The sequence below is a fragment of the Microcoleus sp. F4-D5 genome, assembly GCF_036704885.1.
In the GTDB taxonomy this organism is placed as follows: Bacteria; Cyanobacteriota; Cyanobacteriia; order Cyanobacteriales; family Microcoleaceae; genus Microcoleus.
This window is the reverse complement of record NZ_JAUBSX010000009.1, coordinates 1-23,993: the sequence shown is the minus strand read 5'-3', so window position 1 is coordinate 23,993 and position 23,993 is coordinate 1. Positions and strand designations below refer to the sequence as shown.

General features: G+C 44.3%; 30 protein-coding genes and 2 pseudogenes. 14 read left to right on the top strand and 18 right to left on the bottom strand.

Annotated elements, in window-relative coordinates; genetic code table 11:
• Positions 1-107 precede the first annotated feature (107 nt).
• The 7 genes from QUA80_RS33705 to QUA80_RS06465 all read right to left on the bottom strand — a co-directional run bounded on the left by QUA80_RS33705 (position 108) and on the right by QUA80_RS06465 (position 3,640).
• Positions 108-275 carry a ParE family toxin-like protein gene (locus QUA80_RS33705; protein WP_445302210.1) on the bottom strand — a complete coding sequence of 56 codons (168 nt, stop codon included), beginning with the start codon at positions 273-275 and terminating at the stop codon, positions 108-110.
• Between the two features lie 93 nt (positions 276-368).
• The gene (locus QUA80_RS06490; RefSeq protein WP_333422499.1) at positions 369-782 is read right to left on the bottom strand and encodes a hypothetical protein; all 414 of its coding nucleotides are present in this window, start codon (positions 780-782) and stop codon (positions 369-371) included.
• A gap of 62 nt (positions 783-844) precedes the next feature.
• Positions 845-1,687, bottom strand: coding sequence for a YheC/YheD family protein (locus tag QUA80_RS06485; RefSeq protein ID WP_333422497.1), 843 nt, complete (start codon positions 1,685-1,687; stop codon positions 845-847).
• A gap of 43 nt (positions 1,688-1,730) precedes the next feature.
• A complete protein-coding gene (locus QUA80_RS06480) occupies positions 1,731-2,177 on the bottom strand; it encodes a nucleic acid-binding protein (protein WP_333422495.1) in 447 nt (148 codons plus the stop codon).
• Entirely contained in the window at positions 2,174-2,524 is a 351-nt protein-coding gene (locus tag QUA80_RS06475; RefSeq protein WP_333422494.1) for a hypothetical protein, read from the bottom strand. The genes QUA80_RS06480 and QUA80_RS06475 overlap by 4 nt, the downstream gene beginning before the upstream one ends.
• Before the next feature lie 87 nt (positions 2,525-2,611).
• Positions 2,612-3,301, bottom strand: a complete 690-nt coding sequence (locus QUA80_RS06470) for an ImmA/IrrE family metallo-endopeptidase (RefSeq protein ID WP_333422493.1) — start codon at positions 3,299-3,301, stop codon at positions 2,612-2,614.
• A 15-nt stretch (positions 3,302-3,316) separates the two neighbouring features.
• Positions 3,317-3,640, bottom strand: a complete 324-nt coding sequence (locus tag QUA80_RS06465) for a helix-turn-helix domain-containing protein (RefSeq protein WP_172189318.1) — start codon at positions 3,638-3,640, stop codon at positions 3,317-3,319.
• A 254-nt stretch (positions 3,641-3,894) separates the two neighbouring features.
• Between QUA80_RS06465 and QUA80_RS06460 the strand changes: the two genes are divergently transcribed.
• The 8 genes from QUA80_RS06460 to QUA80_RS06425 all read left to right on the top strand — a co-directional run bounded on the left by QUA80_RS06460 (position 3,895) and on the right by QUA80_RS06425 (position 9,557).
• Positions 3,895-4,161: a hypothetical protein gene (locus QUA80_RS06460; RefSeq protein WP_006634886.1), complete on the top strand. Its 267-nt coding sequence runs from the start codon at positions 3,895-3,897 to the stop codon at positions 4,159-4,161.
• Positions 4,162-4,256: 95 nt separating this feature from the next.
• A complete protein-coding gene (locus tag QUA80_RS06455) occupies positions 4,257-4,958 on the top strand; it encodes a hypothetical protein (RefSeq protein ID WP_333422491.1) in 702 nt (233 codons plus the stop codon).
• 59 nt (positions 4,959-5,017) lie between these two features.
• Positions 5,018-5,386: a hypothetical protein gene (locus QUA80_RS06450; RefSeq protein WP_333422490.1), complete on the top strand. Its 369-nt coding sequence runs from the start codon at positions 5,018-5,020 to the stop codon at positions 5,384-5,386.
• 56 nt (positions 5,387-5,442) lie between these two features.
• The gene (locus tag QUA80_RS06445) at positions 5,443-6,420 is read left to right on the top strand and encodes a hypothetical protein (protein ID WP_333422488.1); all 978 of its coding nucleotides are present in this window, start codon (positions 5,443-5,445) and stop codon (positions 6,418-6,420) included.
• Between the two features lie 76 nt (positions 6,421-6,496).
• Positions 6,497-7,576: a hypothetical protein gene (locus tag QUA80_RS06440; protein WP_333422486.1), complete on the top strand. Its 1,080-nt coding sequence runs from the start codon at positions 6,497-6,499 to the stop codon at positions 7,574-7,576.
• A gap of 333 nt (positions 7,577-7,909) precedes the next feature.
• On the top strand, positions 7,910-8,635 hold the full coding sequence (locus QUA80_RS06435; RefSeq protein ID WP_333422484.1) for a DUF433 domain-containing protein: 726 nt from the start codon (positions 7,910-7,912) through the stop codon (positions 8,633-8,635).
• On the top strand, positions 8,632-9,054 hold the full coding sequence (locus QUA80_RS06430) for a PIN-like domain-containing protein (RefSeq protein ID WP_333422482.1): 423 nt from the start codon (positions 8,632-8,634) through the stop codon (positions 9,052-9,054). The genes QUA80_RS06435 and QUA80_RS06430 overlap by 4 nt, the downstream gene beginning before the upstream one ends.
• A 221-nt stretch (positions 9,055-9,275) precedes the next feature.
• Entirely contained in the window at positions 9,276-9,557 is a 282-nt protein-coding gene (locus tag QUA80_RS06425; RefSeq protein WP_333422481.1) for a YiaA/YiaB family inner membrane protein, read from the top strand.
• 94 nt (positions 9,558-9,651) lie between these two features.
• Here QUA80_RS06425 and QUA80_RS06420 read toward each other — a convergent pair whose 3' ends face one another.
• The 4 genes from QUA80_RS06420 to QUA80_RS06405 all read right to left on the bottom strand — a co-directional run bounded on the left by QUA80_RS06420 (position 9,652) and on the right by QUA80_RS06405 (position 12,123).
• The gene (locus tag QUA80_RS06420) at positions 9,652-10,122 is read right to left on the bottom strand and encodes a ferredoxin (RefSeq protein WP_333422480.1); all 471 of its coding nucleotides are present in this window, start codon (positions 10,120-10,122) and stop codon (positions 9,652-9,654) included.
• Positions 10,123-10,199: 77 nt separating this feature from the next.
• On the bottom strand, positions 10,200-10,586 hold the full coding sequence (locus tag QUA80_RS06415; RefSeq protein ID WP_333267231.1) for a DUF1257 domain-containing protein: 387 nt from the start codon (positions 10,584-10,586) through the stop codon (positions 10,200-10,202).
• A gap of 40 nt (positions 10,587-10,626) precedes the next feature.
• Positions 10,627-10,836 carry a DUF2997 domain-containing protein gene (locus QUA80_RS06410; RefSeq protein WP_015176940.1) on the bottom strand — a complete coding sequence of 70 codons (210 nt, stop codon included), beginning with the start codon at positions 10,834-10,836 and terminating at the stop codon, positions 10,627-10,629.
• Positions 10,837-11,391: 555 nt separating this feature from the next.
• Positions 11,392-12,123 (bottom strand): class I SAM-dependent methyltransferase, encoded by a 732-nt coding sequence (locus QUA80_RS06405; RefSeq protein WP_333422478.1) that lies wholly within the window; start codon positions 12,121-12,123, stop codon positions 11,392-11,394.
• A 52-nt stretch (positions 12,124-12,175) separates the two neighbouring features.
• Between QUA80_RS06405 and QUA80_RS06400 the strand changes: the two are divergent.
• A pseudogene (locus tag QUA80_RS06400) lies at positions 12,176-12,448 on the top strand (DUF1348 family protein).
• Between the two features lie 591 nt (positions 12,449-13,039).
• Here QUA80_RS06400 and QUA80_RS06395 read toward each other — a convergent pair.
• From QUA80_RS06395 to QUA80_RS06385, 3 genes are all read right to left on the bottom strand, one after another.
• Positions 13,040-13,912, bottom strand: a complete 873-nt coding sequence (locus tag QUA80_RS06395) for an ABC transporter permease (RefSeq protein ID WP_333422476.1) — start codon at positions 13,910-13,912, stop codon at positions 13,040-13,042.
• 215 nt (positions 13,913-14,127) lie between these two features.
• Entirely contained in the window at positions 14,128-14,799 is a 672-nt protein-coding gene (locus QUA80_RS06390; protein WP_015176936.1) for a hypothetical protein, read from the bottom strand.
• Positions 14,796-15,191 (bottom strand): RusA family crossover junction endodeoxyribonuclease, encoded by a 396-nt coding sequence (locus tag QUA80_RS06385; protein ID WP_333422473.1) that lies wholly within the window; start codon positions 15,189-15,191, stop codon positions 14,796-14,798. Before QUA80_RS06385 ends, QUA80_RS06390 begins: the two co-directional genes overlap by 4 nt.
• A 319-nt stretch (positions 15,192-15,510) precedes the next feature.
• Here QUA80_RS06385 and QUA80_RS06380 point away from each other — a divergent pair, with 319 nt between their 5' ends.
• Together QUA80_RS06380 and QUA80_RS06375 are read left to right on the top strand one after the other, a co-directional pair.
• Positions 15,511-16,839: a pitrilysin family protein gene (locus QUA80_RS06380; protein ID WP_333422471.1), complete on the top strand. Its 1,329-nt coding sequence runs from the start codon at positions 15,511-15,513 to the stop codon at positions 16,837-16,839.
• Between the two features lie 595 nt (positions 16,840-17,434).
• On the top strand, positions 17,435-18,463 hold the full coding sequence (locus QUA80_RS06375) for a C39 family peptidase (protein WP_333422469.1): 1,029 nt from the start codon (positions 17,435-17,437) through the stop codon (positions 18,461-18,463).
• Between the two features lie 318 nt (positions 18,464-18,781).
• Here the strand turns inward: QUA80_RS06375 and nadC are convergent, their stop codons facing one another.
• Positions 18,782-19,666 carry a carboxylating nicotinate-nucleotide diphosphorylase gene (nadC, locus tag QUA80_RS06370; protein ID WP_333422467.1) on the bottom strand — a complete coding sequence of 295 codons (885 nt, stop codon included), beginning with the start codon at positions 19,664-19,666 and terminating at the stop codon, positions 18,782-18,784.
• A gap of 685 nt (positions 19,667-20,351) precedes the next feature.
• Between nadC and QUA80_RS06365 the strand changes: the two genes are divergently transcribed.
• On the top strand, positions 20,352-20,987 hold the full coding sequence (locus QUA80_RS06365) for a class I SAM-dependent methyltransferase (RefSeq protein WP_333422465.1): 636 nt from the start codon (positions 20,352-20,354) through the stop codon (positions 20,985-20,987).
• 34 nt (positions 20,988-21,021) lie between these two features.
• Here the strand turns inward: QUA80_RS06365 and QUA80_RS06360 are convergent.
• Positions 21,022-21,204: pseudogene (locus QUA80_RS06360) on the bottom strand (carboxylating nicotinate-nucleotide diphosphorylase); the annotation flags it as partial.
• A gap of 209 nt (positions 21,205-21,413) precedes the next feature.
• Here QUA80_RS06360 and vapB point away from each other — a divergent pair.
• Positions 21,414-21,623, top strand: coding sequence for a type II toxin-antitoxin system VapB family antitoxin (gene vapB, locus QUA80_RS06355; RefSeq protein WP_333422463.1), 210 nt, complete (start codon positions 21,414-21,416; stop codon positions 21,621-21,623).
• 70 nt (positions 21,624-21,693) lie between these two features.
• Positions 21,694-23,322, top strand: a complete 1,629-nt coding sequence (locus QUA80_RS06350) for an AAA family ATPase (protein WP_333422461.1) — start codon at positions 21,694-21,696, stop codon at positions 23,320-23,322.
• A gap of 82 nt (positions 23,323-23,404) precedes the next feature.
• Here QUA80_RS06350 and QUA80_RS06345 read toward each other — a convergent pair whose 3' ends face one another.
• Together QUA80_RS06345 and QUA80_RS06340 are read right to left on the bottom strand one after the other, a co-directional pair.
• On the bottom strand, positions 23,405-23,803 hold the full coding sequence (locus tag QUA80_RS06345) for a transcriptional regulator (RefSeq protein WP_333422459.1): 399 nt from the start codon (positions 23,801-23,803) through the stop codon (positions 23,405-23,407).
• Positions 23,787-23,942 carry a type II toxin-antitoxin system HigB family toxin gene (locus QUA80_RS06340; protein ID WP_333422676.1) on the bottom strand — a complete coding sequence of 52 codons (156 nt, stop codon included), beginning with the start codon at positions 23,940-23,942 and terminating at the stop codon, positions 23,787-23,789. Before QUA80_RS06340 ends, QUA80_RS06345 begins: the two co-directional genes overlap by 17 nt.
• Between the last annotated feature and the right edge of the window lie 51 nt (positions 23,943-23,993).

The following is a 23,993-nucleotide window of genomic DNA, read 5'->3' as shown; positions in this document are numbered from 1 at the left end:
TTTTTAACTCTTGTGAAACAGGCAAGATTCCAGGCGATGTAGGGGCGGGTTCGCTAACAATAATTGCCTGAAACCAACCATCTCGAAAACCCGCCCCGGCCTGATTACTAGAAAAAACGTTCATAATCATCGTGGTTTCCAATCCAAAACCATGTCACGGTATCTCCTTGTAAAATCCCCACTGGTCGATAGCCGCGCGTGATTCTCGCAGACCAGATATTTTCTTCCTGGTTGATGCACTTGAAGTGCAAAGATCGATGAAAGGGATTTTCCAGCCAGAAACGATAAGCTTTTCTAGCTTGCTCTTTTACTCTACTGTCAAGAGAATTGTATTTTTCCCAAAAGGAAGGAAGGAAGGGTGGCAGATTTCATAACTCATTGAGTCTCATTTCCTGTGCCTTTCCTTCAGCAATTTCTTGTTTTGCGCGTTGGGCAGCAGCCACAAGTTGCGGTTGCGTTTTCTGGAAAGATTCGTCCCATTGAAGCTCATCTTTTAAGTCTGCGATATAGTCTTTCAAGTATTCTGCTACTTGCTGCTGTAAAGTTTCTGGCAGAGACTGCATCATCTCGATCGCTGCATCAATACCTTCCCAAAGTTCAGAAAGCGGTACAGTCTCTCCTGTCATTGCTTCGTGCCATCCTTGACGAAAACAGTCTTCGGCTGACTTCAGCGGTTCCTCATCCGCAAGAACAATAACGCGAACTCTGCGATCGGCAAATTTGGCTGATTGCGCTACAATTTCTTCCCACGTTCCCTCTAGTTCTAACACTTGTGCTGTCATTGCTTTTACTTTTTTTAAGAGTTAGATTTAGTAAAGTAAAACGCATTTCTCAAATCGATCATTCACGGCTTTTTGTAAACAATCAAGCTCTCTAGGATGCCTTTAAACATTGTTACCACAATTTGGCGATCGTTATCTCTGACAAAAATATCGTAATTGGGACTTGAGTTAATTTCAATCAACCAATATGCTCCGTTTTTATCTAGCGCGATGTCAAGCCCAGCATAATTAATCGCAATTTCTGCAAAAACAGGTTTCACAAAATCTTCAATCTCAGACATGAGATTTGGGTTAATTATATGTTTGGCTTTTGCACCTTCCCAGTGCAGCGGGCTTAAATTGCCCGCAAATTCAGCCTGAGATTTGTCTTTCTCGTACAGCAAAACTAGCTTTTCTTTGCAGAAAACAGCCCGATATTCGTGTGCAATTTCGATGTATTCTTGAGCTAGCGCCACATAGTCATAATCTTTGCTGTTGACGTTAAATATAATTTCTAGGGCTGCTTTAATTTGCTCTCTAGTTTCACACAAAAAAACATTGTTGCCACCAGCACCGCGATTTCTTTTGAGAATCACCGGGAAAGCGAATTTTTTGTTTACTTCTAAAACTATTGATTCAATATCTGGGAAACTCAAATACTTTTTATACTTCTCCTCGCAGTGAGGCGAGACAAAACCGAGAGTTCTGGGAGTATTTATTTTGCCGTTTAATAGTTGATAGGTATATTCTTTGTCTTTAAAAATATCTGCTACTGAGGCGCTGTTAAATGGCGTCATGTAATTGACAAAATAATATTCTTCGCCACCCTGTTTGAGTCTAATCAAGTTTTGGGAAGGATGCAGGATTTCGTAAGGGATATTTAACTCTTGACAAGCTGCCAGCAGGATTTCAATATTGGTTAGCATAAAATGTAATTTCAAGTGTAACTTTTAACTTTAGTATCCACCATTACTCAATATCCCGCCACTCGCGAGCATCCACAAATCTCGACAAATGCCCCACGTTTGTTGTAGCAATAACAACCTCTTCTCCACCTTCAACAATCAGCAAACATTCAGCCGCTAAAATCACATCTCCATCAAGTTCTTTGGGGTCTGCTGTCGGGATTCCTGCTTGACGGGATTGGGCCCACAACTGAGCCGCCTTGAGCATTACTGGCGTTGTGATTGGCAAGTATTCAAGCCTTTCTTTCCAGTCATCAAGCCGTCTAAGTCCTGCCAGTTTATTTGCACGCAGCAACTCTCGTCGCACTTCGTAATCTGCTATTTCAGGTAAAATCACCCTGTAACCTTTGAGCAGCAAAGAGCGCATCCACATCCGACATTCCACTGTCACAGCCGACCCTTTGGGATTTGTTAATGTTCCTAAAGGACCAGCATCTAATAATACAATCATTGTTTTTGAAATAAAAGTCGCTGGGATGACAGGCGGTCTTCATCTAATACTTTTTGCAAGTATTCAAATGTCTCTGTCTGTTCCTCAGCGTCTCCTTCTTCTGCCCATTTATCTAACCACTCAATTGCAGCTAGATTTATCTCCATTTGTTCTTCTTTGGTTCGGGAAGGAAGCACAGGTGAGGGATTTTTATTGACTAAATTTAGCCAACAAGTTAACCGCCGATCTACTACTTCCGTAATTATCGCTTTCAGTTCTTCAACGGTTAAGTCCGATACTCGTTTGGTTGGGAGAATTATCGCTTGCAGTTCTTCAACTGTCAAGTCTGCTACTCGTTTGGTTTCCATTTGGCAGCCTCATTATTTCAATCTAATTTTAAATATCTGAGATTGGAGAACCGATCGCAATTCTCTCATCTCAAATTTCATCAAATTCTATCCAAACAACCGCTGCTGCCCGTTGGCCGCATCTTTCCCGGCATAAATCTCGCGCGTTCCCTTGGGAATGTAAATCCAATCGAATTCTTGCAAGCGGTTTGTCAAATTGGAAATGCTCACTCCCAATTCATCTCTAATTTTGTATAAATGCGACCACTTTGTTAAATCGCGTCCCTGTCTTTTTTCCTCCAAAATACACCGAGGCATCAACAAACAGCTTGCAAAATATTGCGCTTGCCATTCGATCGACAAAACCTTATTATCAGCACTCGCACCCCGACAAACAAACGGTTCCCCGACATCCTGGGCGGTTTTTCCTCGATCGCCCAAGTTTAATTCCAACTGTTCCACAGTGCCGTCTGCTTCGTCTTGATTGACGTGCAGCACCCAGTGGCCGATTTCGTGGGCGATCGTCGATTCGATGAACCCCGGCGGTTTTTCGAGAATCTGTTCGTTGATTTCGATTAACCGCTGCTGCGGCAAAATCCTCGCGGCGATCGCACCTTCTTCATCCGGTTCAATGCACTCCCAAACTACGCCCAAATCCAGAAAATCAGCAACCGTTGTCGCATCAAAAGGCCATCTCGGAGCAAAATTTTGCGTTTTCTGCATCTGCATCAAGATGTCATTTGCAAAACGCTCGATCGTTTCTTTGGGATAGAAGCAATACGGCTTAAAAATACTCACTATGAGGGGCCTCTCTTACGCTTCAAAAGACTGTTTGAGCCAATCTGGATTTTCTTGCATCCGGCGGAAAAGAGCCTGCATTTCCTTCGGATTCTGCTTCAGCAGCGCTTCGTACTGCTGCGGCAGCCTCCCCGCCAAGAAAATCAATTCCTCTTCGTTTATGTCTAGATTCCGCGCTAATGCTCGGATTACGTCCTCTTTTGGCGCATAATCCGCTCGATCGTTCTCCAACTTCGACAAATAAGTAAAGTCCACACTTAGCATAGCAGCTAGCTCACGTTGTGAGTAAGCTTTGTCCTTGCGAGCTTGACGGATCAGTCTTCCAAATGTTTGTTCCACGGTTTTTTGCCTCCTGACAAGCATTCTAGCCTGTTTTGATGAAAAGTTCAACAAAATACTTGACGGGAAAATCAACCCAGGCTACCATGAGATTAGTTGACGGTTTAATCAACCTTTTAACCCCGACTGGTAGGGTTAAGGGTGCAAATTAGCCTAGCTCACACGCTACATATAGCGTCGTCAACTTCAGAGGAGTGAGAAGCGCTGGGCGTCAAAACGCTTGTACGCAGCAAATAAGGAGGAGCAGATCGCAAATGCTGAGAACCTGGACAGACACGCATTACAAGCTCGAAGACGATGACTGGCTATACATCGCCACCCACGAAGAACAAAGCTCAGCCTCACTGGTTTGTCCCGGCTACGCGCGGGATGGCGAAGGCTTCAGCATCCACTTCACCCCAGCGCACCTAGAAACATTAGAGCATTTGCTCGCCGCGCTGCGGATTATCAAAGCTCAACAAGAGGCGATGCTTGAGTACACCTATCCAGAACCAAAAGCGACAACACATCTGATTAGGTAATCGAAGTTCGGCCACGAGCAATGTACGAGATTTAACGGATTACCAATTACCAATTCCCCGTAAAGCAGCAATAAAGAAATAAGGAAAAACGAACAATGACTAAAACACAAGAAAGACCTACATTTTCAGTATTTGGTGCCAAACCGAGCAATGCTTTGTTAGTACCAGAAATCCCGATCGCAGTACGTAACAATTGCCAAAGCGGCCAGTGGGCGATCGGCGATACAGACTACGGTTCCAAGTGTTCCATGACAATCCTCAAATTCTCCAAATTTTTCGGTTCCCTCGGTCAAACTTCCCACACACTGTGGGGTCAACTGTGGTTTGTCGCAGAAACCGGCGAACTGCCGCAAGGAGTTGTCATGGTAACATACATCAAAAACCGCAGCTTGAACGATTTTAACCGATTGGTAGCATCAGTTCAATCTCGCGGCGTAGAGCCTGCAACTGGAATTTTTATTCCCGAATTTGTCAAACATTCCGGTCAGAAACCTGACGACAGCGGAGTAGTAAAACCGATCAACTACTACAGCTTAAAATGGTCTTGGAACGAGCGGAAAGATTGGGCGGTTATCGACCAAGCGGCAGCAGTTTTGTCTGATTCTAGCAATCAATCGCGGATGATTGACTTAGAAGGAACAAAAGCTATGGTGTGTTTAGATAACCTGCCAGCGCAGCAAGTTGCCTGCTTGATGGCTGCTCACGCTAGCGGTGAAAGCGATGCTATGGCTTTGAATTCCAACGGCGGTATGTCGCTACCGCCAGCCGAAGAACAATTAACTGCTGACTTGTTCTAATTTTGTTGTAAAGGCGCGATTTAATTGCGCCTTTACCATAACTGTTACCACAGACTGAAATGAAGAAATTAACCAAGCTGAAAACCAAACCAAACCTGCAAGAAAGCCGTTTGAATGAGAATCTTGAGCTGCTAGACCAAATTCGGGCAGACGCAGTTAACGACATCGAAAGTCTCAGCGAAGACTTCCAACACATGACTTTAGTTGCCGAATCCGTCCAGCGGAATTACCGAGCTTTGTTAGCCGAAAATCAATTGCTAAAAGGTACACTTTTGAGTATAATTGATGAGTGCGGTTGCTTGGAAGGAAATCGGTGCGATCGCTGCTGGAAAATTCTCAGAACTCTAGCCAGCGCCAATCCCGAAGAAAAACCCGACGCAGCCAGAAAATACCGAGCCATTCTCAGCCAACTCCGCAACTTAGAATAACTGAAAATTTGTCACTCACAAGCATCGAAAAAATAGAATCAGGAGAAGCAAACATTATGACAATAGCAACTGCCAAGGATAGCAAAGCCCAAATTTTGCAAAACTTTCAGCAGATTTTAGCAGACAAAAAAAAGATCGAATCTAAAGTCGAAACCAAAGAACAGTCAGCCGAAAAAGCCAAAAACAAACAACTCCTCGAAGTCGCTTCCACCTACACAATTGACAGCATCGTCAAAGGCTTGGCTGACTTGCAATTAGATTTCGGCAGCATCATCAGCGGACTTTCGGAAAAACTGAAGGCGGAATCTTCAAAATTAGACGAATTAAAACGCGCGATCGAAATTGAAGCGGCACAATTGCAAGAGTTGCAGCAAATCAGAGTTGTAGCAGACGCCCTCCACATTTTAACTCAAGAGCACCGAGAAAAATTGACCCTGCTCGAACAAAACGCAGCAAACCAGCGCGAAATAATCGAAAAAGACACGACCCAAAAACGCAAGCTGTGGGAAAAAGAACAGCAAGAATTTGATGCAGCAGTTCAAGAAGAGACTGCACTCACAACTAAAAAGCGTCAGGAAGAAACAGCCGATTATCAATACGAATTACAGCGCACCCGCAAAATCGAAACCGACGAATACGAAGAAACGAAGCGCAAACTAGAACGGCATTTGCAAGAATCTACCCGCGAAAAAGAAAAAAATTGGGTAGAACGGGAAAAAATCCTCAGCGACAATCAAGCCGAGTTTGAAGAGAATCAAAGAAAAGCCGCCGGCTTTGAAGAAGAACTCAAACAGGCTTATGTCAAAGCCAAAGAAGAAGCAATTCAAGAAGTTTCCCGCGAAGCTAAAGTCAAGGCAGATTTAGTGGATAAAGAATGGGAAAGCACTAAGCAAGGATATGAATTGAAAGTGCAATCTTTACAGCAGACTATTGAGCGACAAACCGAACAAATTGCCGAAATTTCCGCGCAACTGCAAGCCACGATGAAGCAAGCGCAAGATTTGGCAATGAAAGCTTTTGCCAGCAAAGCTTAAAACTTAGTAGGGTGTGCAACACACACCTTACGAAAAAATGACAGAAATTTTCCACGCTATTAAGAAATGAAAAGTCATGAACAAAAAAGTTAGCGACAAAAGCACCAAGGCTGAAATCTTAGAAGCGTACAAGGAAGCAGCGCAAGAAAAAGCGCAGTTAGAATCGCAAATCCAACAGCTAAAAGCTTCCCAAAAGCAAACAGCAGTCCCAGAAAAACCTATTGTGGAGGCATCAAAACCAATGGCTTTAACTCAAAATCCACAAAAAATGCAGTCCACAATCGATAATTTGATTTTGCTGCAATTTGGCTTTGGCGGCGCTGTCAGCGAGTTGTCTGAGAAATTAACTTCGGAAGCTGCTAAAGTCGAAGAATTGCGGCGCACCGTGGGCGAGGAAATTCAACAACTGCAAGAGTTGCACAGTTTAGAAGATGTTGCAGAAGATACGCTGGACAATTTAATTCAACAGTACGAAGAAAGCGCGAAAAGTTTTGCTGGCGAACTCAGCGAACAGCGCGAAACCGTTGAACAGGAATTGTTGGAACGCCGGCAAGCTTGGGAAAAAGAGCAGGAACTGCAAAAGTTGACCGTTAAAGAACGCAATGAGAATCAACAAAAAGCTCGCCAGCGGGATGAAGAATTGTATAATTACGATTTGAATCTTCAGCGAAATCTGGACATCGAAGAATACCAACAGCGCCAGAAAAGGCTGTATCAAGAAATCGAAGAGTTTCAGCAAGAACAGGAGAAACAGTGGGCGGAACGCGAAAAATCTATTGCGGAACGGGAAAAACTTTATGCTGAGGTGAAAGCTAAGGTAGAAGCTTTTCCGAAAGAACTGGAAGCTAATATCAAGAACGGGAAAGATAACGGCCGCAATATTGGCAATTATCAAGCTAAAGTTAAGGCTGATTTGTCTGCTAAAGATATCGAAGGGCAAAAGCAAAATTATGAACTGCAAATTCAAGGGATGTTGCAGACAATTCAAAATCAAGATGCGCGCCTTGCTAGCTTGTCGAAACAACTGGATTCTGCTTTGAAACAGGTTCAAGATTTGGCGGTGAAGGCAATTGAAGGTGCATCGAATTTGAGTTCTTTGCAAGCAGTGAGGGAAATTGCGATCGAACAAGCGAAGACTCAGCAAAAAAATAAGTAATATCAATTCCGGTTGCATCGCAATAGTTAAATCCAGTCAACAGTCAACAATTTCCGATGGATGGTGCAACCGGACTCGATCTAATTCATCTGCGTTAATCTGTGTTAATCTGCCTGTATCTGCGGTAAAAAAAAGAGAATTGCTTAAACGCAGATGAAAATGGATTGACGCAGATTCACGCAGATTAAGAGAAGAGATATAGGAATAATTCCGATGCTAACAGATTTGATATAATCCGTAAGAAGTCGGATATCTGGGTATGGAAGGGAGAGATTTTTGCGATCGCCCGCGAACTGTGCAAACATATAAGTATTTAGGATTAGGACAACTGCTATGCTTGATACTAACAACTTCGATCCGCGCGAGATTCCTATATATTCTATCCCTCAAGCAGCGCAATATCTCAGGGTGCGGAAGGATAGGTTGCGAGATTGGGTTGGTGGCTGGTCCTCGAAAACAAAAGCGGACAAGCGCTTCTTTGAGCCACTGATTAAGTTACCTAACCCCAACAATTTTGAACTGCTTCCCCAGTCCAAAACTACACTACTTTCTTTCACAAATTTGGTAGAGGCTCATGTCTTGATTGCCATTTTTAAGGCTACTGGCTTCTCCCGAAAACAACTTAGCACTGAACTCGACTACATCAACCGTCATCTTTCGACTCCTCAATTATACGGTGGAATTGAATTTCAAATCGAGGGAATAGCTCTTTTGTTTGAGAGACTCGGACAGCAGCTTGCAGCATCCGATAGGGAACAGGAAGCAAGGCAGATTCTAAAAACTTATTTCGATCGCATTGTACGAGATGAAGCTGGATTACCTATCAAACTCTACCCTTTCACGAAGCTACCAGGTGCCGACGAACCTAAAACAGTGATGATTGACCCCAGAATCTCCTTTGGCCGACCAGTTTTAGCTGAAACTGGCATTCCCACAGCTATACTGGCGGAACGTTACAAAGCTGGAGATTCCATCGATGAACTTGCCGAAGACTACAATTGCAATCGGCTCCAAATAGAGGAAGGTATTCGCTGCGAACTTCCGCTAGTAGCAGCATGAATGAGATATTTTTCATAGACAGATGTTTAGGAAAGAAACTGGCAGATTCACTACGAAAGAAGGGGGCTACAGTAGAAATTCACGACGATCATTTTAAGCAAGATATCGAGGATAAGGATTGGCTGAGGATAGTTGGAGAGGGCAATTGGGTGGTATTAACAAAGGACCAGAAAATCGCTAGCCGTACTTTGGAGTTAGAAGCCGTGGCTGAAGGCAATGTACGGCTTTTTGCATTTGTGGACGGCGATGTTTCTGGAGTTGTAGTGGCACAAGCTTTTGTAAATGCCTTAGAAAATATGCGAGGATGTATGCGGGGGAATCCAGCTCCTTTCATCGCTAAGGTGCACCAGTCGGGTATGGTAAAGTCCTGCAAGAAGCGAAAAGAACTTTTGAAAATGCTCCCTAAAACCAGTGAGTAAATCATCCCAAATCAATCTCCCTTAGTCCAGTTTTTCAACTGTCTACTCGCTCCGAGTCTTCCTTGAGCCTTAAACCCTATCTACAGCGTTCTAATTTTTAGTAAAAAGTTCGATCGCACTGTTCACTTATCAAAACTGTCCCTTCCTCTCCTGACCGCTTCACTCACGCTATCTATTCTTTAAGTTAAGGAACCAAAAGATATATTTGACTTAGAGGCACTATGCAGAAACAAATCATACGCCAAAAAGATACTAATGCTTGGATACTTCAGTGCTGGGTTTCTTTTATTCTTGCCATTTCCGCAACTACTGTAGGTATCATTTATTTACAGGTAGACCCCTGGCAGAAAGCTTTTATGGGTATGGGTTTAACTTTTTCAATCGGCTCGTCTTTTACTTTAGCAAAAACCATTCGGGATAACAACGAGGCATCAACCTTAACTGCCAGAATCGACGAAGCTAGAGTTGAGAAGATTCTCGCTGAGCACCATCCTCTCAAATAAATTTGACTATACAATGTATACAAAAAACAGCCCCGGCGGGCTGTTTTTGTTGTTTGAGCCGCAGGTTTCAAGCAGCAGATGGAAATTGGGGATTTCAAGGGCTACCTTTGAACTTGCGATCGCCCAATTTAGCTTTTTTCCGCTGGCGACCACGAGACCGAATCGTCGCATACTCAAGGGGAAAGCCAACGACAGGAATCACCTGATCCTTGCGTTCTTCTTCCAGATTCTTGAGTTCGGTGTAATCAACCCAGTGAATGCAATTCACCGGACAAGTATCGATCGCCTCAGCAATCAACTCTTCAGAATCCCCGTCTTGTCGAACTACGCGCGATCGACCGTAATCCGGTTCAATATAAAAAGTATTGCGAGCAACGTGAGCGCAGTGCTTGCAGCCAATGCAGGTAATCTCATCAACATAGACACCTTTTTGGCGCAACACGCCGCCCAACTCCGGTTCCAAACCAGAGCGATCGGGCGCATCCCGCAAAAAACCTCCCAACTCCGGCTCTAAACCAGAGCGATCGCTTGCTGTATCTATTCCGAGTTCAGAAAGCTCAGACATTTAGACCCCCACAAGAGTAAATAAGTCCGCAGAGGCGGACTTTGATGAGACAAGATTGCAAAAATCTTGCAAAACTATTAAGCGCACCAGCGCTGCACCACCAAGCGGAGCGAACCGTCTTGATTTTGCTTTTGCTCAGAAATTTGGAAACCCTGCTTAGCGCTTTCATTCACCACAGTATGGTAAGCGTAGCGCTGAGTCACCTTATTCAGAAAACGGTCTACAGACCAAGCTTGCTGCCAAAACTGCAAGTCAGCCACCAATTCATACTCAGTCCCGTTCCAGCTAAAACCTACGTCGTAGCCGTTTTCTTGCTCAATCACCACCTCAGCGGTGCTGGTTAGGCCGCGATAGCCGCGCACCTCAGTCGGGCCCGACTTCCAGTCGATACCCAAGTCAGTTAAAGCAGCTTCCAAAGAATTCAAATTGCGGATCTGGGTCTTAATTTGGCTAAAGTGTGACATGGTGATTCCAAAAAAATTTAAGTGAACTCAACAAAAAAAATTACCAATCGCTAAAAGCCACTTGGGCCGTCGCTTCGGCTGACTGATGCAGCGCTTGCGTGAAATACTCAGATGTTGACTCTTGATGAAGCACCACGCCGAGCTGAGCTTCAATTGCAGCCGTTACCTCAGCACAGGAAGCACCGACAATGCCGGTGACTGTTTCCTGTACGCGGCCATCTGGATAGATCACAAACTCTAGTGTTTCCATAGTTCGGGCTGACTGAATAGGAATAGTGAGATCAGACACCGACACCAGCAAGCCAGGGACGATGCCTCCTGAAGTCGCTTCTTGAGAGTTGGCTGACTGACAAAGTGCTATATCAATTTTGACGAATTGATAGGTTTTGAGTCACAACTTAACAGAACTTATTAATATTTAGAAGCAATACATCAGTTGTATGTAAAGTTTCGCGTACATCGTGACATCAGTCAAGTCATACATGAGTGGTGAATATTCGCAAGGGCTATTTGGGAGGGATCGGAAGGGAAGAGGGATCGGGGAGAGTCGGTATCTAAGTTAAGTGCGATGGGAACAGACCTACTTAACTTACATAAGCTAAGGTGATTGACATTTGTCTGCTAGATTGTGGGGATCGCCCAAAAGCGAGAGGCAAATGCGACTCAAATCAAGTCTTTGACAGAAGGGTTGCGATCGCCCTAACATCTGAAGTTTATCAGAAGCGCCTTCAGTAACTTCTGGTCACGGTGAAGCATCCTCTGTTGACTTTTTAACCTGAAGTTCCCCGCAGGAGGGAACTTCAGGTTAAAATTTCTTGGCAGCGATACAAACCATTCCATTAATCATCTCGTTCTGAAGTACCTGTAAACCTATTTCAGATAGCCGATCGCACAACCAATTTTTATTCAGCCGCAGTTTTTGGTAAGAACTGGCACTGAATGACCACCGATCGCCCTGTTTTTGATAGAGTAAGTCATGGACTGCTACGCTGTTTTCCTGATACTCCAAGAAACAAGTAAGGATGGTAAATTCATCACTTTGCACAGGAATAAAACGCTGAGTTCCATGAAGCTCTGCTGAAACATAATCGCGGAAAGTTAAAATCAACATCCCATCCTCAATCAGCCAGCGCTCAATGTCCAAAAGTAATGAATCGACAGCACTCAATGATTCTAGATGTGTAAGTGTGTCGCCCATGCAAACAATGATCTGCGCCTGTTCCTGAATATGTTGCGAGAAATTAAGCAGATCGTCGTGAATGGTACGGATGGAAAGATGTTTAGCGCGATCGCGTAACTCTGAAAGTAGGGCATCACAGAAATCTATAGCTACTACCGAAAAGCCTAATTTCGCTAAAGGAATAGATTGAAATCCTGAGCCTGCACCTAAATCAATGGCTAATCCTCGCGGTGCGGAGTCGATCGCCAATTGACAAAAAAGAGCGTGATTTCGTTCGATCGCTGCTTCAGGATTTCCTGACATCCAACTGTAAACAGCAGCAAGTTGCTGGTTATAGTGGTCTTGTGCTGTGTTCATTATGAGGCTAAGTTCGATGACTCGTTAAAAAGGAGCAAAATCATTCAACCCGATGGAAACTAAACCACCAATGTCGCCTTTTACGCGGGAAACTGCTAAAACTCAAGTTCAAGCCGCAGAAGATGCCTGGAATACCCGCGATCCAAAACGAGTAGCCTTAGCTTACACCGAAGATTCACAGTGGCGCAACCGTGCCGAATTTTTCAGTGGAAGGTAACAAATCAAGGCTTTATTAAAACGAAAGCGGGCAAAAGAAATAGACTGCTGTTTTAAAAATGAACTGTGGAGTTTTACAAAGAAGCTGATTTCTGTGCGCTTTGAATAGCAGTGGCACGATGGTCAGAGTGCGGATTTCTTCCTTGAAATAATCCCAGAATATCGAAGGAAGAGGGAAAGGGGAAGAGGGCAGAAGAGAAATCCTCCCACTCTCGCGCCTTGCTTTCGATAGCGAGCGGGAGGCTCGCACTTCTATATCATTCAGATATAACCGGATTTGATATAATTCATGCTTTCAGATATAGCCGGATTGGACATAATTCATGCTGTGCGATCGCTTTTAATAAATTCATGCTGTGCGATCGCTTTTGATAACTTTTGTAAGTCGCTGTTCAAGCTGGCCTATTTGTTGATAGTATCCAATCTAACAATCTCTGGTTAACACTTGTCGTAAACTGATGCGTTGCTGAAAAGTTACTATTGATTATTATGCAAAAGTATAACTGAAAAAAGCTGCACCATGGTTCAGATATTCCCGGTATCGCTCTCGAAGGCGTTCCAGACGAACAGGTTAACCGATGCAATCGGAAAGGATATGACTTACAAATGTTACTAAAAATTTGAGCATACATGAACAATTTTTTAGAGGAGGCAGAGTATGGCTCAAATACTGTGCTTGCTGCGTAAGTCCTGAATATTGCTATTTCCTTGCCGCAGCATTGGATCTGGGGTCTAAAGCGTCTCGCAGCCCGTCGCCCAAAAGATTGAAACCCAGAACAGTCAAGGTAATCAGCAAACCCGGAAACACGATCGTCCAAGGAGACGAAAGAGCGTATCCGCCCTTAAAAGCATCAGAAAGCATAGTTCCCAACTCCGGGGCGGGCGGCTGTGCGCCCAAACCCAAAAAACCCAAACCAGCAGCTTCTAGTGTTGCCGTACCAGTCGAAAGAGTTGCTTGTACAACTAGAGGCGCCAGACTTCCCGGCAAAATGTGGCGAAAAATAATCCGTAAATCGCTGGCGCCCAAGGCCTTGACAGCCAAAACAAATTCTTGTTCCCGCAGAGACAGCACCATACTGCGAGTTAAGCGGATGTAAATCGGAATTTGCACGAGGCTGACGGCGATAATTACGCTTTGCAGGCTCGGCCCGGTGACGGTAACAACCGCGATCGCCAGTAAAATCGAAGGAAAAGCTAGCAAAATATCCGCCAAAGTGCCGATCGCAATTTCCAGCAACCCGCGAAAATACCCCGCCACCAGCCCCAAAAGCGCTCCTAAAATTAAACCCGCACCCACAGAAACCAAGCTGACGACTAAAGATATCCCCAATCCGTGCCACACCCGCACCAACAAATCTCGCCCCAAACCGTCGGTGCCAAACCAATGTTTAGCGCTAGGAGCCACTAAGCGCAACAAATAATCTCGATCGACCGCCGAATCGTAAGGGGAAAGTAGGGGGGCCAACAGTGCCGAGCTCGTCAGCGCTACAGTCAAAATTAAGCCGATTTTCCCCGAAGTCGATCGCCAAAATCGTTGAAAAGCTGGTTGTGGAAATACTAAGTTTTTATTCAATCTTCGATTTTCCATCGAATGCTGTCACCAAAAAACAGAGGACTTGGGCAAATATTTCTAAGTGGCAAATGCCTGTTGAGAAATAGCAGATCAACAAAGTTAAGGGTTCACGCTTCTATCTCACTTGTTGGCTAGGGCGATTCTTGCTCGGGATAAGTGCGATCGCGCGGACTTTGTGAAGCGCAGTTAGCACGCTCCTTTTGCGGAACCTCCTCTCAGGACCCAGATGCTTGTGGCGCCCATAAACTTATTAATTCATTGACAAGGGCGAGCAATTCAGATACAGACTCATTGATTTCTGGTGTCTGAAATCCATGAATAAATCGATTTCTTAGGCTTTTAAGTAGCATTGCTCGATCGTACTCTTCTATTGAAAATTCTCCTTGCGAATACATATGTTTGATCAGAGATACAGTTGGAAATCTTTCAATTGGAATACTAACATCCTCAGCTCGCCTACGAAGGAGTGCTTCAATTATTACCCAAAGTAACAAAAACGCGCCTTCATTTTCTCCTAATGAGATTAGACGTTCACTCTGCGATTTTATACTAAAAATCTGTTGCCAAGATAATAGATTTACTTCAGGGGAGTTGTCTTTCAGTAAAGCATCTTCTTCAGTAATTAACAAGAAACGCCAGCCGGTATGTTGAGAAACTATTTCAGCAATTTCTCTCAACCTTTCTATGGATGTTTGCCTACCAGAACCATTGAATTCGATGATATAACCTTCGGCTTCGTTCCTTTTTGCAATCAAATTTGGGCGATATGTCCCTAAATCGAAAGGGATGTCTTCAGGTTCAGGCTCAACAAATACTCTATAGCCTGCTTGCCGATATTTTTCAGCAATTTTAGACACAGATGTGTCGTGTATTAATTTAGCGGTCATAGATAGCTCTCCAGTGCTTTCGCTTGACATATTCTAACGTAAACGCACTCACGGCCAGATATTATGCCATGCAGCAACAATAACGGACATAGAGCAACGTCAAATGTGCCGCTAAGCGAGCGACGATGCGACTCCACATCTGTGACAAGTGAATCATCCTCATAAACTAACCCAATTAGTGCGTCCTGTATGGGCTTTATTATATTTTCTGTGTCAACAGGGTCAGTATCATAGAGGTATACTAAAGTTAAATGAACGTTTCCTGAATAAGGAGTTCCTACCCAAGTTTTTGACGCTTCTGTACGCACAAATGCTTGCCAATCCTGTAGCTTGCTTCTCTGCCTCGTTTGCAAAGATACAGGGCGTTTTGGAATCAGAAACTCAAATTGCATTGGCAACTCCGAAACTTGAATGCGAAAAGAAGGGATTAAAGGCTAAATTCAAACAAGACTATAACTTGCAAGTTTTAAGAAATCAACTTTTGTTTTGTCGATCGCAGTGATTTCTCATAACCCTCACGCCCTCACCGCTCTCGTATTTCGCGTGAAGCGAAGCTATCCCGTTCGCGAAGCGTTCCCGAAGGGTAGGGAATCGCCCCCGACAACATCCCCACCAACCATCAGCCGTGGGCTCAATCTAAAATCTCAAATCTAAAATCTAAAATCGGATGACCCTTTAAGATAGAGAGAACAAGATAAATTTAAAAGCCAAATGACATCAACCCTGCTCAAAACCTTCCCCCGATCGCCCCTAAACGCCCCAACAGTCCGCCATTTCCCCAACGGTCTGACAGTTATAGCCGAACACTTGCCGGTCGATGCTGTTAACCTCAGCGTGTGGCTCAATTTAGGCTCAGCCGTCGAACCCGACGACATCAACGGCATGGCTCACTTTTTAGAACACATGATTTTTAAGGGAACTCCGAGCATCAAAAGCGGAGAATTTGAGCGCGCGATCGAGCAGCGCGGCGCTGTCACCAATGCAGCCACCAGCCAAGATTACACTAACTATTACATCACCACAGCCCCTAAAGATTTTGCCGAACTAGCTCCCCTGCAAGTCGATGTCTTGCTCAACGCCAGCATTCCCGACGACGCCTTCGATCGAGAACGGCTGGTAGTCTTAGAAGAAATTAGACGATCGGAAGACAATCCCCGCCGCCGCACCTATCAGCGATCGATGGAATTAGCCTTTGAAGTCCTGCCCTACAAGCGACCGGTACTCGGCCCGACTGCGGTAATCGAACAGTTGACAGCGCAACAAATGCGGGATTTCCACAGCAGCAGATATCACCCAGGGGCGATGACAGCCGTAGCTGTCGGCAATTTGCCAGTCGATCGACTAATAGAAATTGTCGCAGACAGTTTTGCCGCAAAAAGCACAGCACGAAACAACAAAATAAATGTGCCTGCTGTCGGCAACTTTCACCCAGAATCCCAAACCCTCAACTACGGGCAAGAATCCCCGTTTACAGAAACAGTCCGCCGCGAATTTGTAGACCCTGCCCTTCAGCAAGCGCGACTGATCGTGATGTGGCGCGTGCCAGGTTTCGCGGAAATGTCCGAAACTTATGCCCTCGACGTTTTGGCGACAATATTGGGTCACGGCCGCACAACTCGCTTGGTTCATGATTTGCGCGAAGAAAAAGGGCTAGTTTCGTCAATTTCGGTCAGCAACATGACTCAGCGACTAGGCGGCGTGTTCTCGATTTCCGCTCAACTACCGACAGAAAACTTGGCAGCAGTGGAAGCTGCGATCGTCCAACACATCCGCACTCTCCAAACCGAATTGGTGACAGATGCCGAAATTTCCCGCATCCGCACGCAAGTAGCAAATCGGTTTATCTTTGGTAACGAAACTCCGAGCGATCGAGCAAGTTTGTACGGTTACTATCAGTCGATGGTAGGAGATATCGCTCCCGCCCTCAACTATGCCGCCTGCATCCAAGCTCAGACTGCCGAGAATCTCCGAGAAGCCGCCGTCAAATATCTGTCTCCCGACGCGATGGGTGTTGTGGTAATTCGCCCGAACGAAGCATAAATCCGACATCGCCTCAACAGGGCAATTCACCATCGCTGTGCTTTTGAGGCATCCAACGGCATTGGGCATTGGGCAGAAACAATGTCAATGAGCATCAGGGATTTTTAGTCAATAGTGCGTGAAATTCGATCGACCTTCGCCTTAAAGGTTTGTACTCACATCTGGCACCATTCTCGCTTAACCGGCTTTCGGGCATTTTCCACAAAGAGTCTTGTGGATTGGGATCTTCTAGCCCGCCCGCAAGCAGCTTATTGAGAATGGTGCCAGATCTCAGCGTGTCTCCAATAATTAATATGAAGTCTTTAAGGTACGGACGGTCGGGCAAATTACCGTAATTTTATGAGAGGATAAACGGGGAATTATTGACGAGCAAGCAATTTAGTCTAGGGAAACCAGATCGATCGGCGATCGTAATTCTAAAATCTAAAATCTAAAATCGATGGCAAGATTACCGTAATTTTATGAGAGGATAAACGGGGAATTATTGACGAGCAAGCAATTTAGTCTAGGGAAACCAGATCGATCGGCGATCGTAATTCTAAAATCTAAAATCTAAAATCTAAAATCTAAAATCGATTGACAGGGGCAGGCAAGCATGAAATTACAAAACTTTCTCAACTCAAAAATTAGGTACGATGCCAAAGCAATCGCTGCAGACGACGAACTCAGTGGCCAAATTCAAAGCCGTCTCATTGACCTCGGTTTACTAAAGCCTCCCGTAGACGGAATTTTTGGCCCTCTCTCTACCGCCACTCTCCACCGATTTCAAACTCTGATGAAGTGCGGCGAACCGGGTTTTTTGGGAGCAGTCACAGCCAAAAAGCTGATCGAAACCAAACCAGAGGAGATTCCCACACATCCCCTAATCCTGAAAACGCTCAGAGACACGATTTTTAAATCAAAACCGCTGGCGTCTTCTCAACTTCAGGACTTGGAAAAACAAGTAATACCAGCCGGAAAAGAGTTTGAGATCCTGGCTTATGCTCCGGCTCGCGGTCACATCAGAGTTGCTCTCCGCAACGAGTCTTTCAAAGGTTCAGGGATTTGGTATGTTTTCGGAGCACACGCTCAAATTACTCAAGATGGCGTTCTATTTTATCCCAAACCGAATCCCCCAACTGTCAGGCTTGGCATTCCTTATCTATCGCAAATGGATAACTTGAACAATCCTACAGGTTCTTGCAATGTAACTTCATTAGCGATGTGTCTGGACTTTTTGAAGGTGCCACGGCGCAAAGAAACCGGGCAATATGAAGACGAACTTTACGAATATGCGATCGCCAAAGGTTACAGTCGCTGGGACCCCTACGATTTAGCAAAGATTGTTAGAGATTACGGCGCTCAAGATTTCTTTACCGAGAATGCAACTATTGATGACGTTCAAGATTGGCTAGCCAGCGGAAATCCTGCTGTCATCCACGGATACTTCACGTCTTTCGGTCACATTATAGTTGCATCAGGCTACGACAGCGAGGGATTCTTCGTCCACGATCCCTATGGCGAGTGGTTCCGAACTGGCTACGATACAAGTGTCAGCGGTGCTTACTTGCACTATACTTACCGCTTAATCCGCAGTCTCTGTATACCTGACGGGAATTTTTGGGTTCATTTTATCTCGAAGTAGTAATTTGTTAGTAGTTAGTGGTTATTGGTTATTGGTTATTGGTAATAACTAACCAATAGTTGACAGTTGACTCTCAGCAAGGTCGGACACGGAATTGCCCATTGATATCAAATTCAGCCGAAATATCGATCGGGCCCCAAATACCGCCAGGGGTTTAAACCCCTGGCTCATAGCGAAAGTCCTCTAAAAGAGGACTGAATAATTCATTAGACTTCTCCAGAAATTAGATTTTAGCTTAGGCTTGACTTGGGTTTCAAGTTCTTTTTTGGAGATGTCTCTTAGTCCTCTTTTAGAGGACTTCAGCTTTGAGGCAGGGGTTTAAACCCCTGCCGGACTGCGGGTATTACTATTAATTTTCATGCTCAAATCCAGCCAAGTCGATCGCGTAATCGGAGCACTGGTAGAAATATAGTCAACTCCGGTTTCTGCAACACTCCTAATTGTTTCTAAAGTAACATTGCCGGAAGCTTCAATTTTTACCCGATCGCTCTTTTGGCGAATTATTGCCACAGCCTGCCGCATCAAATCCAAGGACATATTATCTAACATAATAATATCGGCTTTGTGCTGCAAAGCTGTTTCTACTTCAGCAAGAGTTTCGGTTTCGACTTCGATCGTCAGCGGATACGGGATAGAATTGCGAATTAGGGCGATCGCCTCGGCAATTCCCCCAGCCGCCGCAATGTGATTGTCTTTCACCATCACCGCGTCATCTAATCCCATCCTGTGATTGCAAGCACCGCCGACTTGAGTTGCGTATTTTTCCAACAATCTCAACCCCGGCGTTGTCTTGCGCGTATCCACCAATTGCACGGGCAAATCGGCAATTTTGTCAACATATTTTTTAGTTAAAGTAGCGATGCCGCTCAAACGCATTGCCAAGTTTAAAGCTACTCTTTCTCCGGTTAGCAGCGCATCGAAATTTCCGGAAATCTCGGCAATTACTTCTCCTTTTTGGCACAGTTTCCCTTCCGGTACTTGGGGGATGAAACTGAGGTTGCTGTCTAAAAGTTTAAATGTGCGATCGGCAATTGGCAATCCGGCAATGACACCAGCTTCTTTGACAATCCATTTAGCAGTACCCTCGATGCTGTTTGCGGGAAATAAAGCCGATGTAGTGCGATCGCCCCTACCGATATCTTCTAGCAGCCAGTTGTGCAATAAGGAGTCTAAAACTATCCAAGGCGGCAATATTGCTGTCATGTTTTCTTTGTTTTTATCTTAAGGAAGAGAGCGATCGGTGTTAGGGCGATCGGCGGGACGCAGAAACCGGGTTTTTTACGAAAATACTGGATTTTAGCCTTTAACACTGGTAAAAAACCCGGTTTCTGTGGTATTTCGCGTAAGTCATAAGCCAGATTTGGGATGATATCTACTAGGAACAATAGTCGATAGAGTAATTTTATGCAACTTCCAAAACAATCTTGCCGCGATCGCGTTTGAGTCTCGCCACCTCTTTTATGCAACACCATATCCACCCCTAACAGTTTGCTCAAACGGCGCAGTTTGGTAGTCCATCAGTTGACAAAGTTGGGTGTCGGTGCTTTAATTGGATGGACAGGTTTCCTTTGATCGCAAAAAGAGTTTGTGCCGGAGAAAGCAGTTCATCTGACTCCAAAGCAGGCGGATGCTTTGCGGTGGTAAACTAGCAATGTTTGCAGTTTTATAGCCTGTAATTGGGTGTGATGCCACAACAGCGACACAACGAATAGTTAGCCTGCTGAGATGTGGGTGGGGGTGCACCTGAAACTGATATTTGAGTGTTCATGCTTAAGTTGGTGCGAGGTCATTATAGAGCGGTGTTTTTGGCTTTTGGTGAAGTAATCAGGCTTATATATCTATTTCGAGAACCTAGGTAGTTTTTCTATTCATTTTGGAGAAATAAAACATGGTAAATCGGCACGAGAAGTATGAAGTTCAGAATATCCAACAAGATGTTTCTGAACACGATCCTTTCACCATTGAAAGATATGAGCAGTTTTTCAATTTATTCCCGAAAGAAGCCATAAAAGTCCTTGATGTAGGGTGCAACACTGGTAGAGGTGGATTACGCCTCAAGGAGCTAAACCCAAACCTTACGCTATTGGGTCTTGACTGTGTACAGGAAAGATTGGATGCTCTTCCCGAATGCTATTCGCAAAAAGTATATGGTCTATCAACAGATATACCTATTGAGGATCAAGTTGTTGATGTTATTGTCGCTGGTGAGTTCCTTGAACACCTGTACCCTGCTGACGTAGACAAAACATTATGCGAGTTTCAAAGAGTTTTAAAGATTGGTGGAAGACTACTGCTTACAACTCCGAATCCTAATTACATCAAAAGTAAAATTACTGGAGCATCGGTTTATGGTATCAGTCATCTGACCCAGCATTTTCCGAAAGTTTTACGCTTTAGGCTACAAACGCACGGGTACTCAGGAGTTAAAATTTATGGCTCAGGCAAAGTATCACGGTATTTGGGTTGGTATTTCCCACTGATGGCTGTGTATGGTAGCTATCTCGTCTTAGCAAACAAGTATTGAGTGCAAGCTAACAACTTTGGTGCAGCGGACTACTGCGATCGGCAATTGGCAATCCGGCAATGACACCAGCTTCTTTGACAATCCATTTAGCATTACCCTGGATGCTGTTTGCGGGAAATAACGCCGATGTCGTGCGATCGCCCCTACCGATATCTTCTAGTAGCCAGTTGTGCAACAGCGAGTCTAAAACTATCCAAGGCGGTAATATTGCTGTCATGTTTTTGTTTGTTGTTATATCAAGATGATATCTACTAGGAAGAATAGTCGATCGGGCGATTTTAGGCAAGTTGCACAATTATGATGGTGTTAGTGCGATCGGGATTTGGGTAGAGTGAGGGCGATCGGGCTAGATCATGGGGTATTCTGTTGCTGACATTGGGTGTTGGTGCTTTAATGGAATAGATAGGGCGATCGCAAGTAGAAACCATGATACAGCCAGTCATTTTAGAAAAATTAGCAGAACTCCCTGAGTCTCGGCAGACAGAAGTGCTTCATTATATTGAGTTTTTGATTGAAAAGCAGGCTAAAAACTCAACTCAAGAAAAGCCGACAAAGCGAGGCGGACTTGGAATTTGGAAAGATAAAATCTGGAGATCAGATGATTTTGATGAACCTCTCGAAGATTTAAAGAATTAACTCTGCTTGACGAGCTTGTTATAGTAGAAGTATTGTGTAAAATGACAAGAGTCTAAATGGTAACGCCATCATGTCCTTCGATTGGGATATCCCTCGAACTACAGGTCAACCACTCAATCTCCCTATCAACGTGGGAGACAAAGTTTTTATTATGGGTGCTAACGGCACCGGAAAGTCCAGTCTGATGCAACATTTATATATGTTTCATTATTCTCATAATAATAATAATGCGCGGTGGATATCGGCGCATCGCCAAACTTGGTTTTCTTCCAACACAATGGATTTATCGTCTCAGCAAAAGCGAGACTATGAAAACGGTATGCGAAGTGGAGACACCAATCTATATGCACGCTGCTGGAAAGACGATTATGCTAGCCAACGTGCAAGTATTTCGATTTATGACCTCATTGACGCTGACAACGTACGTAATCGAGCAATTGCTGGCGCAGTCGATAGCCACAAGATGGAGTATGCAGAAACTCTTTCCAAAAAAGATGGTCCTATAAAGATTATCAACGAGCTTCTACGTCTTTCAAATATTCCTATTGAGATATCTGTCAGTGAAAACGATCAGGTAGTTGCAAGCAAATGTGGAGGTACTGCTTACAGCGTTGCGGAGCTTTCAGACGGCGAACGTAATGCCTTGCTAATCGCAGCGAACGTGTTAACCGTTAAGAGTGGTACTTTAGTGCTAATTGATGAGCCGGAGCGCCACCTTCATCGCTCCATCATTTCACCACTCCTGACACATTTGTTCTCTAAGCGAGATGATTGTGCATTCATCGTATCTACACATGATGTGATGCTGCCCCTCGACAATCCGAGTGCGCGTACATTGCTCATTCGGGGCTGCACCTACGCGGGATCTTCTGTAAGTGGTTGGGATGCAAATATTGTTCCCCCCGAAACTGAGATTGATGATGACATCAAGAAAGATATCCTTGGTGCGCGTAGAAAAATGCTATTTATCGAAGGCACTGAAAGAAGTCTTGATAAGCCACTTTACAGTCTAGTATTTCCCAACGTATCCATTATTGCCAAATCAAGCTGTCGAGATGTCGAACATACCGTTTCTAGCATCCGGGACTCTGCCAACCTTCACTGGGTTCGTGCTTTTGGCATTATTGATAACGATCGGCGACCAGAAACTGACATTGATCTCCTTAAGGAGAAGGGCATATATGCCCTTTCGGTCTTCTCAGTTGAGTCGATATATTACCATCCATATATTCAAAGCCTTATTGCACAACGCCAAGCCAGTCTTCTCGGAGGAGATCCTTATACATACGTTGATAAAGCAAAGAATGCTGCGATTAAGGAAATCAGGCCACATATTCAACGTCTAAGTAGACGAACTGCTGAAAAGGCAATTCGTGAAGAATTTTTTCGGAATTTACCTAAAAAACAAGACATTGCTGCTGGCAAACCAATAGCTGTTTATATCGAGGTGGATAAGTTTGTTAAAGAAGAGTCGGAGCGGCTAGAAAATGCACTTAATCTTGGTAATTTGACAGAAATTTTTTCACGATATCCAGTTCGTGAAACACCTGCTTTAGATAAAATAACGAAAGAACTTGGATTCCAAGATTGTAAACAGTATGAGGGTGCTGTACGGAAACTATTAATAGATAACAAAGAAGCTTTAACTTTTGTGAAATCTATCTTCGGCACCCTAGTTTCTGATATTGAGTCAGTATGATTGTGTGCAGTCATTACCGTATAAATCCGATTCAATATCTGCGATCGTCCACTCTTGAATGCTAAAATAAGGCCGATCGCCCTTAAAGAAACAAACTAATATCGACGTGGAAAAAATCGGCTAACTTCCTGGCTTCATCTATTTCGATCGCCCTCCCGCTAACAAAAACTTTCTCAACCTCTGTTTCCGTTCCCAAAACAGGAATCAGATCGGATTTGTCCAAATTTCTCGCATCCATTAAATGTTGCAACATTAAAGCAGCATTTCCTGCGGGAATTGGATAATTTTCAGCCTCAAATTTTTCAATCAGCGTTATCAGAAGCTCCAGAAATAACTCTTCCTCCAGCGATCGCATAGGGCGGTGTTCCAGTTCGCAAGCGATCGCGATCGCGGCCTCGTTTTCTGCTTCATTTGCGATCGGTTTTGGTTGATAGCGAACAAGTAAATCTGTATAAGATTTTGCATCAAAAGTACGGATCATTTTTCCACTCATCCTTATCATACTCAGCGTGATTCAGAACATATTTGATGTAGATTCTTTGAGAAACATAAACCAAATCAACAATCAGCCGATATAGATTTCCCTTAATATTAAATAGACATCTCCAAAATAGTAACATTTTGTGGTAAAAGAACATCAGATATCTTTTTTGAGACAGAAATATGAGCGA

What these genes read in the sequence shown, in the direction of transcription:
- QUA80_RS06490 (WP_333422499.1), bottom strand. Translation starts at nt 782, where the DNA reads ATGACAGCACAAGTGTTAGAACTAGAGGGAACGTGGGAAGAAATTGTA.
- QUA80_RS06485 (WP_333422497.1), bottom strand. Translation starts at nt 1,687, where the DNA reads ATGCTAACCAATATTGAAATCCTGCTGGCAGCTTGTCAAGAGTTAAAT.
- QUA80_RS06480 (WP_333422495.1), bottom strand. Translation starts at nt 2,177, where the DNA reads ATGATTGTATTATTAGATGCTGGTCCTTTAGGAACATTAACAAATCCC.
- QUA80_RS06475 (WP_333422494.1), bottom strand. Translation starts at nt 2,524, where the DNA reads ATGGAAACCAAACGAGTAGCAGACTTGACAGTTGAAGAACTGCAAGCG.
- QUA80_RS06460 (WP_006634886.1), top strand. Translation starts at nt 3,895, where the DNA reads ATGCTGAGAACCTGGACAGACACGCATTACAAGCTCGAAGACGATGAC.
- QUA80_RS06455 (WP_333422491.1), top strand. Translation starts at nt 4,257, where the DNA reads ATGACTAAAACACAAGAAAGACCTACATTTTCAGTATTTGGTGCCAAA.
- QUA80_RS06450 (WP_333422490.1), top strand. Translation starts at nt 5,018, where the DNA reads ATGAAGAAATTAACCAAGCTGAAAACCAAACCAAACCTGCAAGAAAGC.
- QUA80_RS06445 (WP_333422488.1), top strand. Translation starts at nt 5,443, where the DNA reads ATGACAATAGCAACTGCCAAGGATAGCAAAGCCCAAATTTTGCAAAAC.
- QUA80_RS06440 (WP_333422486.1), top strand. Translation starts at nt 6,497, where the DNA reads ATGAACAAAAAAGTTAGCGACAAAAGCACCAAGGCTGAAATCTTAGAA.
- QUA80_RS06435 (WP_333422484.1), top strand. Translation starts at nt 7,910, where the DNA reads ATGCTTGATACTAACAACTTCGATCCGCGCGAGATTCCTATATATTCT.
- QUA80_RS06430 (WP_333422482.1), top strand. Translation starts at nt 8,632, where the DNA reads ATGAATGAGATATTTTTCATAGACAGATGTTTAGGAAAGAAACTGGCA.
- QUA80_RS06425 (WP_333422481.1), top strand. Translation starts at nt 9,276, where the DNA reads ATGCAGAAACAAATCATACGCCAAAAAGATACTAATGCTTGGATACTT.
- QUA80_RS06420 (WP_333422480.1), bottom strand. Translation starts at nt 10,122, where the DNA reads ATGTCTGAGCTTTCTGAACTCGGAATAGATACAGCAAGCGATCGCTCT.
- QUA80_RS06415 (WP_333267231.1), bottom strand. Translation starts at nt 10,586, where the DNA reads ATGTCACACTTTAGCCAAATTAAGACCCAGATCCGCAATTTGAATTCT.
- QUA80_RS06410 (WP_015176940.1), bottom strand. Translation starts at nt 10,836, where the DNA reads ATGGAAACACTAGAGTTTGTGATCTATCCAGATGGCCGCGTACAGGAA.
- QUA80_RS06405 (WP_333422478.1), bottom strand. Translation starts at nt 12,123, where the DNA reads ATGAACACAGCACAAGACCACTATAACCAGCAACTTGCTGCTGTTTAC.
- QUA80_RS06390 (WP_015176936.1), bottom strand. Translation starts at nt 14,799, where the DNA reads ATGACCGCTAAATTAATACACGACACATCTGTGTCTAAAATTGCTGAA.
- QUA80_RS06385 (WP_333422473.1), bottom strand. Translation starts at nt 15,191, where the DNA reads ATGCAATTTGAGTTTCTGATTCCAAAACGCCCTGTATCTTTGCAAACG.
- QUA80_RS06380 (WP_333422471.1), top strand. Translation starts at nt 15,511, where the DNA reads ATGACATCAACCCTGCTCAAAACCTTCCCCCGATCGCCCCTAAACGCC.
- QUA80_RS06375 (WP_333422469.1), top strand. Translation starts at nt 17,435, where the DNA reads ATGAAATTACAAAACTTTCTCAACTCAAAAATTAGGTACGATGCCAAA.
- nadC (WP_333422467.1), bottom strand. Translation starts at nt 19,666, where the DNA reads ATGACAGCAATATTGCCGCCTTGGATAGTTTTAGACTCCTTATTGCAC.
- QUA80_RS06365 (WP_333422465.1), top strand. Translation starts at nt 20,352, where the DNA reads ATGGTAAATCGGCACGAGAAGTATGAAGTTCAGAATATCCAACAAGAT.
- vapB (WP_333422463.1), top strand. Translation starts at nt 21,414, where the DNA reads ATGATACAGCCAGTCATTTTAGAAAAATTAGCAGAACTCCCTGAGTCT.
- QUA80_RS06350 (WP_333422461.1), top strand. Translation starts at nt 21,694, where the DNA reads ATGTCCTTCGATTGGGATATCCCTCGAACTACAGGTCAACCACTCAAT.
- QUA80_RS06345 (WP_333422459.1), bottom strand. Translation starts at nt 23,803, where the DNA reads ATGATCCGTACTTTTGATGCAAAATCTTATACAGATTTACTTGTTCGC.
- QUA80_RS06340 (WP_333422676.1), bottom strand. Translation starts at nt 23,942, where the DNA reads ATGTTACTATTTTGGAGATGTCTATTTAATATTAAGGGAAATCTATAT.